The 14,277-nt window shown below is 65.4% G+C and carries 13 protein-coding genes and 1 pseudogene; 10 read left to right on the top strand and 4 right to left on the bottom strand.

The genetic code is table 11. The annotated features are described in order from the left end of the window. Nucleotides 1-238: 238 nt before the first annotated feature. Together MJO54_RS05070 and MJO54_RS05065 are read left to right on the top strand one after the other, a co-directional pair. Nucleotides 239-1,240, top strand: a complete 1,002-nt coding sequence (locus MJO54_RS05070; protein WP_434085431.1) for a M23 family metallopeptidase — start codon at nt 239-241, stop codon at nt 1,238-1,240. A 7-nt stretch (nt 1,241-1,247) separates the two neighbouring features. Further along, complete coding sequence (locus MJO54_RS05065; protein ID WP_046286307.1) at nt 1,248-1,793, top strand: hypothetical protein; 546 nt, start codon at nt 1,248-1,250, stop codon at nt 1,791-1,793. A 362-nt stretch (nt 1,794-2,155) separates the two neighbouring features. Here MJO54_RS05065 and pcrA read toward each other — a convergent pair whose 3' ends face one another. Further along, complete coding sequence (gene pcrA, locus MJO54_RS05060; protein WP_065152781.1) at nt 2,156-4,462, bottom strand: DNA helicase PcrA; 2,307 nt, start codon at nt 4,460-4,462, stop codon at nt 2,156-2,158. A gap of 246 nt (nt 4,463-4,708) precedes the next feature. Here pcrA and MJO54_RS05055 point away from each other — a divergent pair, with 246 nt between their 5' ends. The 3 genes and pseudogenes from MJO54_RS05055 to pgi all read left to right on the top strand — a co-directional run bounded on the left by MJO54_RS05055 (nt 4,709) and on the right by pgi (nt 6,879). Then, nucleotides 4,709-4,972: a chorismate mutase gene (locus MJO54_RS05055; RefSeq protein ID WP_046287038.1), complete on the top strand. Its 264-nt coding sequence runs from the start codon at nt 4,709-4,711 to the stop codon at nt 4,970-4,972. A 44-nt stretch (nt 4,973-5,016) separates the two neighbouring features. Continuing rightward, nucleotides 5,017-5,219, top strand: a pseudogene (locus tag MJO54_RS23815) (gamma-glutamyl-gamma-aminobutyrate hydrolase family protein); the annotation flags it as partial. Beyond that, nucleotides 5,212-6,879 (top strand): glucose-6-phosphate isomerase, encoded by a 1,668-nt coding sequence (gene pgi, locus MJO54_RS05050; protein WP_065152782.1) that lies wholly within the window; start codon nt 5,212-5,214, stop codon nt 6,877-6,879. The pseudogene MJO54_RS23815 and the gene pgi, both read left to right, overlap by 8 nt. A gap of 21 nt (nt 6,880-6,900) precedes the next feature. Here pgi and MJO54_RS05045 read toward each other — a convergent pair whose 3' ends face one another. After that, complete coding sequence (locus tag MJO54_RS05045) at nt 6,901-7,482, bottom strand: TetR/AcrR family transcriptional regulator (protein ID WP_233428681.1); 582 nt, start codon at nt 7,480-7,482, stop codon at nt 6,901-6,903. A 197-nt stretch (nt 7,483-7,679) separates the two neighbouring features. Between MJO54_RS05045 and MJO54_RS05040 the strand changes: the two genes are divergently transcribed. From MJO54_RS05040 to MJO54_RS05030, 3 genes are read left to right on the top strand one after another with little or no spacing between them, the layout of a single operon-like run. Continuing rightward, nucleotides 7,680-8,126: an MmpS family transport accessory protein gene (locus tag MJO54_RS05040; protein ID WP_064887405.1), complete on the top strand. Its 447-nt coding sequence runs from the start codon at nt 7,680-7,682 to the stop codon at nt 8,124-8,126. Continuing rightward, entirely contained in the window at nt 8,123-10,999 is a 2,877-nt protein-coding gene (locus MJO54_RS05035; protein ID WP_105295383.1) for an MMPL/RND family transporter, read from the top strand. The genes MJO54_RS05040 and MJO54_RS05035 overlap by 4 nt, the downstream gene beginning before the upstream one ends. Continuing rightward, the gene (locus MJO54_RS05030; RefSeq protein WP_046286097.1) at nt 10,954-11,442 is read left to right on the top strand and encodes a DUF5078 domain-containing protein; all 489 of its coding nucleotides are present in this window, start codon (nt 10,954-10,956) and stop codon (nt 11,440-11,442) included. Before MJO54_RS05035 ends, MJO54_RS05030 begins: the two co-directional genes overlap by 46 nt. A gap of 140 nt (nt 11,443-11,582) precedes the next feature. Here the strand turns inward: MJO54_RS05030 and MJO54_RS05025 are convergent, their stop codons facing one another. Next, nucleotides 11,583-11,705: a hypothetical protein gene (locus MJO54_RS05025; protein ID WP_259602797.1), complete on the bottom strand. Its 123-nt coding sequence runs from the start codon at nt 11,703-11,705 to the stop codon at nt 11,583-11,585. Between the two features lie 166 nt (nt 11,706-11,871). On the opposite strand from MJO54_RS05025, the gene cysT reads away from it, so the two are divergent. Further along, a complete protein-coding gene (gene cysT / locus MJO54_RS05020; protein ID WP_396876094.1) occupies nt 11,872-12,681 on the top strand; it encodes a sulfate ABC transporter permease subunit CysT in 810 nt (269 codons plus the stop codon). Next, nucleotides 12,678-13,508, top strand: a complete 831-nt coding sequence (gene cysW / locus MJO54_RS05015; RefSeq protein WP_046286098.1) for a sulfate ABC transporter permease subunit CysW — start codon at nt 12,678-12,680, stop codon at nt 13,506-13,508. The genes cysT and cysW overlap by 4 nt, the downstream gene beginning before the upstream one ends. A gap of 16 nt (nt 13,509-13,524) precedes the next feature. Here cysW and MJO54_RS05010 read toward each other — a convergent pair whose 3' ends face one another. Beyond that, on the bottom strand, nt 13,525-14,274 hold the full coding sequence (locus tag MJO54_RS05010; protein ID WP_065152785.1) for an SDR family oxidoreductase: 750 nt from the start codon (nt 14,272-14,274) through the stop codon (nt 13,525-13,527). Nucleotides 14,275-14,277 lie beyond the last annotated feature (3 nt).

Genomic DNA, 14,277 nt, shown 5'->3' with positions numbered 1-14,277 from the left:
TGAGAGATTTAGCTCCCGAGGCACTGTATCGAGAGTGCGGCGGGGTTCCCTCCTCGCGTACCACTGCTGTGGCACATCTCACCGCCAGAAAAACGTGATTCGCTTCACATTAACGGCGGGATTTGGCCGATAGCTTGCCACGCCCCAGCGGGAGTGGTTACCGTCACCAGGTCCAGGTCTTTATAACGTTCTGATCACGACCAGAGGAACTTCCAGGCTGATGCAGCACGGTGCACCGATGCGTCCGGTTTCCGGTGGGACTCTCCCTCGACGTCGAAACGGCGCTACGGCAGCTGTGATCCGCCCGTCGGTACCCAGCCCCACCGAGGTCACCGACATCATTCCGTTCAACGAGTTCGGCTGGCCCGAAGACGCTTTCAGCGAAGACGTGTTCGACGAGGCGTCGGACGTGCTGCTGGCCCCTGAGCTGGACGACATGACCGACACCGACAACATGCCGGTCCTGCGGCTGGCGTTCCCCCGCGGCGGCTACTCGGACAGCTACTACCGCCCGCACGAGGCGGCCCAGCTGGCTCCGCGCCGCGGAAAGCACCGCAGCCAGCCCGCCAGCGCTGTCAAGAGTCGCGTGATGATCGCGGCGATGGCCGCCGGTGCGGCCGCTGCCGCCGCGCACGCCGCCACCCACCAGTCCGGCGAGACCGTCGCCCGGCCCGCCGTACTGGCGGCCAGCAAGACCACGTTGAACGACGGCACCACCACCACGTCCAGCCACGGCTTGCAGATGATCACGGTCAAAGCTGCGGCCAACGTCGTCGTGCACAACGAGGAGCTGGCCAAGGGCGTGGCGTTCGCTCAGGAGCGCGCCGAGCGTGAAGCCCGGCTGCAACGCCCGCTGTTCGTCGCACCCACTCAGGGCGCGTTCACCTCGAACTTCGGCTACCGCTGGGGCGTGCTACACGCCGGCATCGACATCGCCAACGCCATCGGCACCCCGATCCTGGCGGCCTCCGACGGCGTGGTGATCGAATCGGGCCCCAGCGCCGGCTACGGCATGCTGGTCAAGCTGCGCCACTCCGACGGCACCGTGACCCTCTACGGCCACATCAACCGGTCGCTGGTCAGCGTCGGCGAGCGGGTGATGGCGGGCGACCAGATCGCCGAGATGGGCAACCGCGGCTACTCGACCGGCCCGCACCTGCACTTCGAGGTGCTGCAGAACGGCACCAACCGGATCGACCCGGCTTCCTGGCTCGCCAAGCGCGGAATCAATTTCGCCTAATCTGGATATGGTGAGCGACCGCCACCAGCCACCGACCGGCGCCAGACCCGCCGGGACCGATCCGGCGAGTTCTCCTAGCCGCATCATTCGCCGGGCACCCACCGGCGCCATCCCAATCGTCACCAGCTCAGGGCGAATACCGCCGGCCATCCAGCCGAGCCCGGCGGTGTTGCCGGTGCGATTCCCGTCAGCCGGCGTCGCGATCAGTGCCTGCGTGCTCGCCCTGATCGGCTGCTGGGCCACCTCGGTGGTCTCCACCGATCTGATCGCCAGCTGGTGGCACACCGACCGGCTGTTCTGCGTCGCGGTCGGCTTCTTGAGTCTGGTGTTCGCCGGGACGACGGTGTCCGGCGTGATCATGCTGCTGCTGCGGCGCCCAGTCGGCCGCTATCTGATCGCGGTCGGAGCGGTGGTCGCCCTGCTGACGTACGCCAGCCTGTTCCTGGCGGGGGCCCGCGTGCCGGGGATCGTGCACGTCATCCCGGTCATCCAGGTCGCCACCGTTGCGACAGCACTGCACCCGGCCACCAGACGCTGGCTCTTCGGCAGTTAGCGAGCCTCGACGGAGGAGAGGCGAAGCTGGACCGCCGATTCAAGCCCGGCAGTTAGCGAGCCTCGACGGAGGAGAGGCGAAGCTGGACCGCCGATTCAAGCCCGGCAGTTAGCGAGCCTCGACGGAGGAGAGGCGAAGCTGGACTGCCGATTCAAGCCCGGCAGTTAGCGAGCCTCGACGGAGGAGAGGCGAAGCTGGACCGCCGATTCAAGCCCGGCAGTTAGCGAGCCTCGACGGAGGAGAGGCGAAGCTGGACCGCCGATTCAAGCCCGGCAGTTAGCGAGCCTCGACGGAGGAGAGGCGAAGCTGGACTGCCGATTCAGGCCCGGCTCCTAAGCCGACGGCGAGCCGACTGCGGCGAGCTAAAGCTTGGTCACCGGCGCATGGTTGTGCATCAGCTTGACCCGCCCGGAGCTGCCGAAGTCGATCAGCGACATCGCCGACTCCCCCACCCCGGAGACTTCCTCCACCCGGCCCAGGCCGTACTTGTCATGCGTGACCCGATCCCCCGGCGCCAGCACCAGCAACGGCCGGTTGCCCGATCGGCTCGGCGCCGGTCTCGGGGTCCCGAACCGGCCGGCGCCACTGACCGGAGCGCTCGGTGAGGCGGTGACGTCGGTACGGCGCCAGTCGATGAGCTGCTGCGGGATCTCCCGCAGGAATCGCGACTCCGGGTTCAACATGGGCTGGCCCCACGACGAACGCACCTTGGCCCGGCTCAGATACAGCCGTTGCCGCGCCCGGGTCAGGCCGACGTAGGCCAGCCGGCGTTCCTCGGACAGCTCGCGGGCATCCCCCAGTGAGCGCATGTGCGGGAACATGCCGTCCTCCCAGCCGACGACGAACACCACCGGAAACTCCAGCCCTTTGGCGGTGTGCAACGTCATCAGGGTGACCATGCCTGACCCGTGCTCGGGGATCTCGTCGGTGTCGGCGATCAGCGACACCCGCTCCAAAAACGCCGCCAGCACCCCGACATCAGGCACATCCTCCTCGAGGGTGCTGTCCTGGTCGGCGAGCGCGTTGGCCCGGTCGATGCTGAATTCGTGTGCGACGCTGACGAGTTCGTTGATGTTGTCCAGGCGGGCCAGATCCTGCGGATCGGTCGAGGCCTCCAGCTCGGTGCGGTAGCCGGTGCGGTCCAGCACCAGCTCCACCAGAGAGCCGAGGTCGTCGTCGCAGGTGTTCAGGTGCGCCCGCAACTCCTCGAGCATCGCCACGAAGGCGGCGATCGCGTTCTGCGAACGGCTGTTGAGCATCGGGACGCCGCCCTCGGCGGCGGCAGCCAGCGCGGCGGCGAATCCGGTACCGGTGTTCTCCGCGTGCACCGATACACACGCCTCCGCACGGTCGCCAATACCGCGGCGTGGGGTGTTAAGGATGCGCCGCAGGCTAACGGCGTCGCCGGGATTGTCGAGCACTCGCAGGTAGGCGATGATGTCGCGGATCTCTTTGCGTTCGTAGAAGCGCACGCCGCCAACGACTTTGTACGGGATACCGCTGCGGATGAACACCTCTTCCAGCGACCGCGACGCGTTGTTGGTGCGGTAGAACACCGCGACGTCGCTGTAGTTGACCGCGCCCGAGTCGGTCAGCTCATCGATCTCCTGCGCGACGAACCGCGCCTCGTCGTGTTCGTTGTCGGCAACGTAGCCCACGATCAGCTCGCCGTCACCGGCGTCGGTCCACAGTCGCTTCTCCCGGCGCCCGGAGTTGTAGGCGATCACCGCGTTGGCTGCCGAGAGGATGTTCTGCGTGGAGCGGTAGTTCTGCTCCAGCAGGATGGTGGTCGCGTTGGGGTAGTCGCGCTCGAAATCCTCGATGTTGCGGATGGTGGCGCCGCGGAAGGCATAGATCGACTGATCGGCGTCACCGACCACGCACAGTTCCGCCGGGGGGATGTCGTCGGACTGCCCGCCGTGGCCGGCGAGCTCGCGCACCAACATGTACTGGGCATGGTTGGTGTCCTGATATTCGTCGACCAGGATGTGCCGGAATCGGTGCCGGTAGTGCTGAGCGATCTCCGGGAACGCCTGCAGAATCGCGACCGTCTCACCGATCAGGTCGTCGAAGTCGAGCGCGTTGGCCGAGCGCAGCCGGCGCTGATACTCGGTGTAAACCGAAGCCACCACCCGGCTCAGGTCATCGGAGCTCTCGGTGAGGTCGGCCAGCGCCCGGTCCGGGTCGATCAGTTCGTTCTTCAGGTTGGAGATCGCATTGGCCAGCAACCGCGGCGAGTGCCGCTTGACGTCGAGGCCCATGTCGCGGCCGATCATCAGTAGCAGCCGCCGCGAATCGTCGGCGTCATAGATCGAGAAGTTCGAGTTCAGGCCGGGGACGACCGAGGCCTGATTACGCAGGATCCGCACGCAGGTGGAGTGAAACGTCGATACCCACATCACCCGGGCCCGGGGTCCGACGAGACTCGACACCCGCTCACGCATCTCAGCGGCGGCCTTGTTGGTGAAGGTGATCGCCAGGATCTGGCCCACCGAGACGTCGCGGGCGGCCAGCAGATAGGCGATGCGCCGGGTGAGCACCGCGGTCTTGCCCGAGCCGGCTCCAGCCACGATCAATAGCGGGGAGCCCTCGTGCAGCACGGCCCGCCGCTGCTGCGGATTGAGCCCATCGAGGAGGTGATCGGTCTGCGGAGTCGCGTGCACTGTCATATCGCAACCCAACGTACCGCCGCCCGGCGACACTCTTTGCGCTGGCACGACCCTTAGTGGCAGACTCGGTTCGTGCTCGACATGCAGCGTCGATTTTTTTACGGGTACCGGTCAGCGGTGCCCGTGGTTTAGCTGCAACGCCAAGCCCCGCGGTCCGCTTCGCCGACCCGGGGCTCGTCTGTTGTGTGAGGCCGGATCGCCGATGGGACCAGAAACCACCAACAGCGAGAACCTGGAGTTTTGATCATGTCTGCCCAACCCCAAGAGCTGCCCGACATTGACGAGCTGCGCCACGAGATCGACCGGCTCGACGCCGAGATCCTGGCCGCGGTGAAGCGCCGCACCGAGGTCTCGCAGGAGATCGGTAAGGCCCGGATGGCGTCCGGCGGCACCCGCCTGGTGCACAGCCGCGAGATGAAGGTCCTCGAGCGCTACAGCGAGCTCGGCCAGGACGGCAAGGACCTGGCGATGTTGTTGTTGCGGCTCGGCCGCGGCCGGCTTGGCCACTAGGCCTTAGCGCTTGCGATCGCCGCGGGCCTGATGGCGACGACCCGCTGCGCCCGGCTCCGCCGCGCTTGCGATCGCCGCGGGCCTGATGGCGACGACCCGCTGCGCCCGGCTCCGCCGCGCTTGCGATCGCCGCGGGCCTGACGGCGACGACCCGCTGCGCCCGGCTCCGCCGCGCTTGCGATCGCCGCTGTACGTCCGGCGCCGCACCGGCGCCGGCGACCCGCCGCTAATGTCGGGGTATGAGCCCCGTTTCCCAGATCCCGGACATCTCCACCACCCCGGCCTGGAACGCGTTGCGCAAACATCACCAACAGATCGCCGACACCCACCTGCGTGAGTTGTTCGCCGATGATCCCGAACGCGGGACACGGTTCACCGCCACCGTCGGTGATCTCTACATCGACTACAGCAAGCACCGCATCACCTCCGAGACCGTGCGCCTGCTGGTCGATCTGGCCCGGACGGCCGGTCTGGAGGACCGGCGCGATGCGATGTTCGCCGGGGTGCACATCAACACCTCCGAGGACCGAGCGGTGCTGCACACCGCGTTGCGGCTGCCGCGTAACGCCGATCTGCACGTCGACGGCCAGGATGTCGTGGCCGACGTCCACACGGTGCTCGACGCGATGGGCGATTTCACCGACCGGTTGCGCAGCGGCGAGTGGACCGGCGCCACCGGCAAACGCATCGAGACCGTGGTCAATATCGGTATCGGCGGCTCGGATCTGGGTCCGGTGATGGTGGACCGGGCGTTGCGCCACTACGCCGACGCCGGCATCTCGGCACGGTTTGTCTCCAATGTCGACCCGGCAGACCTGACCGCGAAACTGGCCGGCTTGGATCCGGCCACCACACTTTTCGTCGTCGCCTCCAAGACGTTCTCGACCCTGGAAACACTGACCAACGCCACTGCGGCGCGCCGCTGGCTTACCGCCGCGCTGGGCGACGCCGCGGTGTCCAAGCATTTCGTGGCGGTCTCCACCAACGCTGCGTTGGTCGAGGAGTTCGGCATCGACACCGCGAACATGTTCGGGTTCTGGGACTGGGTCGGCGGCCGGTACTCGGTGGACTCGGCGATCGGACTGTCGGTGATGGCCGTCATCGGCCGGGAGCGCTTCGCGGAGTTCTTGTCCGGTTTCCATATCGTCGACGAGCACTTCCGTACCGCGCCTTTGGAATCCAATGCGCCGGCGCTGCTGGGCCTGATCGGGGTGTGGTACTCCAACTTCTTCGGCGCCCAATCCCGCGCGGTGCTGCCCTACGCAGGCGATCTGGACCGCTTCGCGGCTTACCTGCAGCAGCTCACCATGGAATCCAACGGCAAGTCGACCCGAGCCGACGGCACGCCGGTCAGTACCGATACCGGTGAAATCTATTGGGGCGAGCCAGGAACCAACGGCCAGCACGCGTTCTACCAACTGCTGCATCAGGGCACGCGGCTGATACCGGCCGACTTCATCGGCTTCTCCCAACCCGTCGACGACCTGGCCACCGCGGACGGTACCGGCAGCATGCACGACCTTCTGATGAGCAACTTCTTCGCCCAGACCCAGGTGCTGGCGTTCGGCAAGAACGCCGAGGAGATCGCCGCCGAAGGCACCCCCGCGGACGTCGTGCCGCATAAGGTCATGCCCGGCAATCGCCCGACAACCTCGATTCTGGCGACCCAGCTCACCCCGTCGGTGCTGGGCCAGCTGATCGCCCTCTACGAACACCAGGTCTTCACCGAGGGTGTGGTGTGGGGCATCGACTCCTTCGACCAGTGGGGCGTGGAGTTGGGCAAGACGCAGGCCAAGGCACTGCTGCCGGTGCTCACCGACGACGCATCCCCACAGCCCCAGACCGACAGTTCCACCGACGCGCTGGTGCGCCGCTACCGAGCGGAACGGGGCCGGGCTTCGTCGTAATTTGCGACTGCCCGGCGGTGGCTAAGTCGGCCGTTGCCCGCCGGTCTTGGCCCGCAGGCTGGGCAGCAGCACCTCGTCGACCACAACACGAACCGTTTCCTCCGTCGGCGGCCGATCGGAAACCAGTGCCCGGAACACCAGGTAGCCCGGCAGTAGATCGTAGATCTCCTGGTTGATCGCCGAGGCCTCGATCTCGCCGCGCGCGACGGCATCGGGCAGCACGGTGTCCATCACAAGGTTGCGATGCTGGACGAATTTCTGCTGCATCACCTCTTGCAAGGCGGGGCTGTGTGACATCTCGTTCAGCACCGCGCGCATTGTGCGCATGTGTTCCAGCGCTTGGCCACGGGTCCAACGGCCGATCTCCAGCAGGTCGCCACGCAGTGAGCCGGTATTCGGCGGGCTGGCCGACGCGCGGGTGCCTTCGATGAACGCTGCGAGCACCAGGTCCGCCTTCGTCGGCCAACGCCGGTACATCGTGGCCTTACTGGCCTTGGCCCTGATCGCCACGGCTTCGACGCTGAGTCGGTCGTAGCCATGCTCCTGCAGCAACTCCAGCGTGGTCGCCAGCAGCTCGGCCTCCCGCTCGCTCCACGGGCACACCGAGTCGTCGCCACAGTCCTTGGAAATCGTCGTCCCCTTACCCCGTGCACCGCGGGGGTTCCGCGAGAGCAGCCATTCGCGCAGATGTCAAGCAAGTTGCGATCCATCGGCACGGTACCGTACCGTTTCATCGTACGTGACAATTTCACCGCACCGCATTCGGCGAGATCGTCAGCGCGGCATCGAAAGGCTTTGTTGTGAACAAGTTTTCGGTAACCAAACTGGTCCGCCGGCAGTGGGTGGCGATCGTGGCGGTCGTGGTGGTCGCTCTGGTCGGGTTCAGTGTCGACCGACTGCGCGGCATCTTCGGCTCGAACAACGAGATCTCGAGGCCCGGCTCGGAGGCCTTGGAGAACACCGGCTACAACCCTAAACAGGTGCTGTTCGAGGTGTTCGGTTCGCCCGGCTCCGTGGCCACCATCAACTTTCTGGACATCAACGCCCAGCCGCAACGCGTCGAAAACGTCCCGCTGCCGTGGTCACAGGCGCTGACCACCGACGACCCGACGATGTACGCCGACCTTCGCGCACAGGGCGACGGCAACACCATCGGCTGCCGGATCACCGTCAACGGCGTCGTCACGGATGAAAGGTCTACGAACCACGTGAACGGATACATCGCGTGCCTGGACAAGACCGCATGAGCGGCCAGCACGCCGACACCGCCCGCGACGCCCACAACGACTCGGCGCCTGCCCGGCTCATCCGGAGACTGTCCGTACCGATCCTGTTGATCTGGATCGCCATCGCCGCCGTTTCGAACACCATCGCACCCCAACTCGAGGTTGTCGGCTGGGAGCGCTCAGTCGGGCAGAACGCGCCCGACGCGCCGGGCATTCTCGCGATGCGACACATCGGGCAGGTCTTCGGCGAATTCGATTCCGACAGTGCGGCAATGATCGTGCTTGAGGGTGATCAGCCACTGGGGCCCGAAGCGCACGAGTACTACGACGGCCTGGTGAAGAAGCTGCAGGCCGACACCGAGCACGTCGAGCACGTCCAGGACTTCTGGGGCGACCCGCTGACCGCCGGCGGCTCACAGAGCAAGGACGGCAAAGCGGCCCTTACCCAGATCTATCTCCGCGGCAACCAGGGCGAAGCGATGTCGAACGAATCCGTCGACGCAGTCCGCAAGATCGTCGACGCCACGCCGCCCCCGCCGGGAATCAAGGCCTATGTCACCGGCGCGTCGCCACTGGTGACCGATAACTTCGAGGTCGGCAGCGCCGGCACCAACGAGGTCACCGCCATCACCTTCCTGGTCATCGGCCTCATGTTGCTGTTCGTCTACCGCTCCGTGGTGACGATGGGGATCGTCTTGCTGACGGTTGCCGTCGAGCTCGCGGCGGCCCGCGGCGTCGTCGCGGTCCTCGCCCACGCCGGCGTCATCGGCCTGTCCACCTACGCGACGAATCTCTTGACGCTCCTGGCTATTGCCGCCGGCACCGACTACGCGATCTTCGTCGTCGGCCGCTACCAAGAGGCGCGTGGCAAGGGGATGGACCGGATCGCGGCCTACCACGACATGTGGCGCGGCACCGTCCACGTCATGGTCGGATCGGGATTGACCATCGCCGGCGCGGTCGCGTGCATGGGCTTCACCCGGCTCCCCTATTTCCAGACACTCGGGATACCGGCTGCCATCGGTGTTCTCGTGACCCTGGCGGCCGCCCTGACGCTGGGGCCCGCCGTGTTGTTGATCGCCACCCGGTTCGGGCTGATGGAGCCCAAGGTCGCGCAACGGACGCGGGGCTGGCGGAAGATCGGCACCGCCATCGTGCGCTGGCCCGGGCCGATCCTGGTGGTCACCGGCATGATTGCGCTCATCGGCGTGTTCGCGTTGCCCGGCTACCAGACCAGCTACGACAACCGGCCCTACATCCCCGCCAGCGCACCCGGTGTCGTCGGAATGGAAGCCGCCGAACGCCACTTCACCGAAGCGCGAATCAATCCCGAGCTGGTGATGATCGAGACCGATCACGACATGCGCAACCCGGCAGACATGCTGATACTCGAACGTGCGGCCAAGGCAGTGCTCCACACGCCGGGAATCGCACTGGTGCAGTCCATCACGCGACCGCTCGGAACGCCGATCACGCACAGCTCCATTCCATTCCAGATCAGCGCATCGAGCGCGAGCCAGATCATGAACCTCGACTACCAGAAGGACAGAGCCAATGATCTGCTGAAGCAGGCCGGCGAGATCGACAACACGATCGCCGTGCTCAGGCAACAGCTGGCCCTGCAGCAGCAGAGCGCTGCGGTCACCCACGAACAGACTGAGGCGTTCCACGACACCGTCACGACGATGAACGCGCTGCGCGACAAACTCGCCGATTTCGATGACCAGTTCCGCCCCCTGCGCAACTACTTCTACTGGGAGCCGCACTGCTTCGACATTCCAATGTGTTGGGCGCTGCGGTCGGTGTTCGACTCGCTGGATGGGATCTCGGAGCTGTCCGAGAAGTTCGGCAACATCACCGCCAGCCTCGACAACCTCGACGCGCTACAACCACAGCTGGTGGCACTGTTGCCGCCGCAGATCGCGATTCAGGAGCGCAACCGCGACCTGACACTGTCGAATTTTGCGACCACCGGCGGCATCAACACCCAGAGCGAAGAAGCTTTGAACAACGCCACTGCGATGGGCAAGGCGTTCGACGATGCCAAGAACGATGACACCTTCTACTTACCGCCGGAGGCCTTCGACAACCCTGACTTCAAGCGCGGCCTCAAGCTGTTCTTGTCGCCCGACGGCAAGGCGGCGCGGATGATCGTGACCCATCAGGGCAATCCCGCCAATCCCGGGGCGATTCCGCACATCAACGCCATCAAGGAGTCGGTGTTCGATGCCCTCAAGGCAACACCGATGTCAGACGCCAAGATCTACGTCGCGGGTATCGGCGCGACCAATAAAGACATCCAAGAGGGAATGAAGTACGACCTGCTGATCTCGGCGTTGGCTGCAGTCGCTCTCATTCTGCTGATCATGGTGATCGTGACGCGCAGCCTTGTCGCCGCCTTCGTCATCGTCGGCACCGTCGTACTCTCCTTGGGGGCGTCGGTGGGTTTGTCAGTCCTGGTGTGGCAGTACATCTTCGGGATTCACCTCTTTTGGGTGGTGGTGCCGTTGGCCATCATCTTGCTGCTGGCGGTGGGAGCGGACTACAACCTGCTGTTGGTGTCCCGCTTCAAGGAGGAGATGCACGCGGGCCTCAACACCGGCATCATCCGATCGATGGGCGGCACCGGTTCTGTCGTCACCGCCGCCGGTCTGGTGTTCTCGGCAACGATGGCGGCCTTCATCTTCAGCCCCCTGGTGATCCTCGGGCAGATCGGTACGACCATCGGTCTGGGCCTGTTGTTCGACACCTTGATCGTGCGGTCGTTCATGACGCCGTCGATCGCGGCGTTGCTGGGCAAGTGGTTCTGGTGGCCGCAGCTGGTGCGCCAGCGTCCGGTTCCCGCCAAATGGCCCGATCCCGTCCAACGACAGCCCGAGGAGGCCCTGGCGTGAAGTATGCAGTCCACCTCGGCATCGCCGCCGCAGCCCTGCTCGGCGCGGTCACCACCGCCGGTGTCGTTGCCGCCGACGCTACCGACAACTACCCGATCCCCAGCCGGATCCTGCACACACCCTGTTCCGCCGAACAGATCATGGCCGCAGCCCGCGACGTCACGCCGGTCTACTACGAGCGCTACATGATCGACTACAACAACAAGCCCGCCGCTGACCAGCAAGGCGCCCGGGACCGCATCCACTGGTTCTTCGCCATGGACTACGCGGGCCGCCGCCAATATTCCGAGGACACCGCCACCAACGCCTTTTTCGAGCCCATGTCGTGGCGCTGGCCCAACTGGGCCAAGCTGTTCTTCAACAACAAAGGCGTGGCCGCCCGCACCACCGACATCTGCATGAACTACCCGGCAGGCGACATGTCGGTCTGGGACTGGAAGTAGCCACAGCCTTCGGAGTTTCCCTCACGCTGACTTTTTGCCGCCGGGCGGCGATCTCGGCCTGCTGAAGTGCGACAGACTGCATTCCGGCCGGAAAACCTATCGCGGCACGACGAAGATTTCGGCGTCCAGGTTTCCTTAAGCTACGCGCCATGCAGATGCCATCCCGTGTTGGGCAGTGCGCCACTGGGGCGTTCGGCCGCCGCGGCGCCCTCGGGGGTGGCTTCGCGGGCTTTGTGCACTGTTGTCGCTGACTCCCCCGCCACTCGCTAATTCTCGGTAGTCACTTTCGGTGACCGGTGCCGAACATCTCGGGCATTGGAAGGCCAGCATGCACTCTTCTTTCGGATCCGGCCGATGACAGTCGCGACTCCCCTCGACCCGGCGCAGCGGGTCGACCCCGGCACGGAGGTGGTGGACGCCACCGCTGCCCTGCCCGCCGCCCCGAGCCGGTCCGTCATCACGCCGCTGCGCATCGGAGTGACCACGCTGTGGCTGTCGCTGATCGTGCTGCTGCCGTTGGTCGCCATCGCGTGGCAGGCCGGCGGCAGGGGCTGGAACGGCTTCCGGCTGGCCGTCACCTCGCATGCGGCACTCGAATCGTTCCGCGTGACATTGACGATTTCGGTCCTGGTCACCGTGCTCGACGTGGTGTTCGGCTTGGCGACCGCCTGGGTTTTGGTGCGCGACGACTTCGTCGGAAAGGGAGTGATCGACGCGCTGATCGATCTGCCGTTTGCGCTGCCGACAATCGTCACCAGTTTGGTGATGCTCGCCCTCTACGGCAACTCCAGTCCGATCGGCATCCATCTGCAGCACACCCCGCCCGGCGTCGCGATGGCACTGGCCTTCGTCACGCTGCCGCTGGTGGTCCGTGCCGTCCAACCGGTGCTGATGGAGATCGACCGCGATGTCGAGGAGGCGGCTGCGGCCCTCGGCGCGACGCGCCTGGTCACCTTCAAGACAGTGGTGCTGCCGTCGTTGCAGCCGGCGTTGTTGACCGGTGCCGGACTTGCGTTTTCGCGGTGCGTGGCCGAATTCGGCTCCGTCGTGACAATCGGTGGTGCCGTGCCGGGCAGGACCGAGGTGTCGTCGCAGTGGATTCGCTCGCTGATTGAGAACGACGACCACACCAGTGCGGCGGCGATTTCCATCGTGTTGTTGGCGATCTCATTCGCGGTACTGGTGTTGCTGCGGACCGTGGGTGGGCGGGCGGCAAAGCGCGAGGAGGAGGCCGAGTGACGGCGCGGCTGGAGAAGCGTCACCTGCTGCGCTTCACCGTCTTGACCTATATCGGTGTCATGCTGATCGCGCCGGTGTCGGTGATTCTGTACCGAACGTTCGAGCATGGGTTGACTCAATTTTGGGCCTGGATCAGCACCCCAGCGGCGATCTCGGCGCTGAAACTGTCGCTGCTACTGGTGATCATCGTGGTTCCGCTGAACGCCTTGTTCGGGGTTTCGACGTCGATTCTTCTGGTGCGCAACAGATTCCGGGGTCGATCAATCCTTCAAGCAATCCTGGACCTGCCATTCGCCGTCTCGCCGATCATCGTCGGGGTCGCCCTGATCGCACTGTGGGGGTCTTCGGGGGCACTGGGGTTCGTCGAGAACAACTTGGGATTCAAGATCATCTTCGGGCTGCCCGGCATGGTGCTGGCCAGCATCTTCGTCACCCTGCCGTTCGTGGTGCGCGAGGTCCAGCCGGTGCTGGTGGAGATCGGAGTCGAGCAGGAGCAGGCCGCAGCGACACTGGGTTCCAATGCGTGGCAGACGCTGTGGCGGGTCACGCTGCCGTCGATCCGGTGGGGACTGACCTACGGCGTGGTGCTGACCACGGCGCGCACACTCGGCGAGTTCGGCGCGGTCATCATGGTGTCATCGAACTTGCCGGGACACTCGCAGACCCTGACCCTGTTGGTCAACGATCGCTACCACCGCGGGGCCGAGTACGGCGCCTACGCCGTATCCACGCTGCTGATGGGGGTGGCCGTGGCGTTCTTGATCGCCAAGGCGGTGCTGCTGATCTACCGCCGGCGAGCCAAAGCCCTGGAGTGGATGACCCGCTGACCCGAGCGGGAACCGGTCAGGCGAACCGTTTGGTGTACTGCGGCGGCAACCGGCGCAGCAGCCATACCAGCGGGGCCCACGGCCAGGACGGAACGACGGCCCGGCCGGTTTCGCTTTCGATGGCACGCACCATGGCCTTGACGCCGGATTCGTTGTCCACCATCAACAGGGTGGACGCGGATTTCGCGGTCATCTCCGACTCGATGTAGCCCGGTTCCAGCACGGTGACCTTGATCGGGCCGCGCGAGTACTCCGCACGCAGCGACTCCCCCAGCGACGACACCCCAGCCTTGCTGGCGGCGTAGGCGGCCTTGACGCCCGGAACACCCTTGTTGCCCAACACCGATGAGATCAGCACCAGGTGGCCGCTGCCGGAAGACTTGAATATCTCTAGCGCGGTCTCGATCTGCACCAGCGCAGCCACCAAGTTCGTTTCAACGGTGGCCTTGTTGGCCCACAGCTTGCCGGAGCCGAGCGGGGCGCCCTTGCCGATCCCGGCGTTGACGATGACCCGGTCTAATCCACCCAGCTCGGCAGCGAAGTGATTGAACACCTTGGGTATTGCGTCGTGGTCATTTACGTCGAGCGCGGCCACCGCAACATTGATTCCCGGAAACTTGTCTGTCAGTTCGGCTTTCAGTTCATCAAGTCGGTCGGTCCGGCGGGCGCACAGGGCCAGGTCACGTCCCTGCGCAGCGAAAACGCGGGCCATGCCGGCGCCCAGCCCTGAACTGGCACCAGTAATGAGGATCTTCTGACGGGTCACGAG

This window comes from Mycolicibacter virginiensis, assembly GCF_022374935.2.
Lineage (GTDB): Bacteria > Actinomycetota > Actinomycetes > Mycobacteriales > Mycobacteriaceae > Mycobacterium > Mycobacterium virginiense.
The sequence above is the reverse complement of the archived record's forward strand: the minus strand, read 5'-3'. Positions and strand labels throughout refer to the sequence as shown.

Coding starts and splice junctions, on each gene's coding strand:
- MJO54_RS05055 (WP_046287038.1), top strand. CDS start 4,709: ATGTCTGCCCAACCCCAAGAGCTGCCCGACATTGACGAGCTGCGCCAC.
- MJO54_RS05030 (WP_046286097.1), top strand. CDS start 10,954: ATGGCCCGATCCCGTCCAACGACAGCCCGAGGAGGCCCTGGCGTGAAG.
- MJO54_RS05035 (WP_105295383.1), top strand. CDS start 8,123: ATGAGCGGCCAGCACGCCGACACCGCCCGCGACGCCCACAACGACTCG.
- pgi (WP_065152782.1), top strand. CDS start 5,212: ATGAGCCCCGTTTCCCAGATCCCGGACATCTCCACCACCCCGGCCTGG.
- MJO54_RS05070 (WP_434085431.1), top strand. CDS start 239: ATGCGTCCGGTTTCCGGTGGGACTCTCCCTCGACGTCGAAACGGCGCT.
- pcrA (WP_065152781.1), bottom strand. CDS start 4,462: ATGACAGTGCACGCGACTCCGCAGACCGATCACCTCCTCGATGGGCTC.
- MJO54_RS05065 (WP_046286307.1), top strand. CDS start 1,248: ATGGTGAGCGACCGCCACCAGCCACCGACCGGCGCCAGACCCGCCGGG.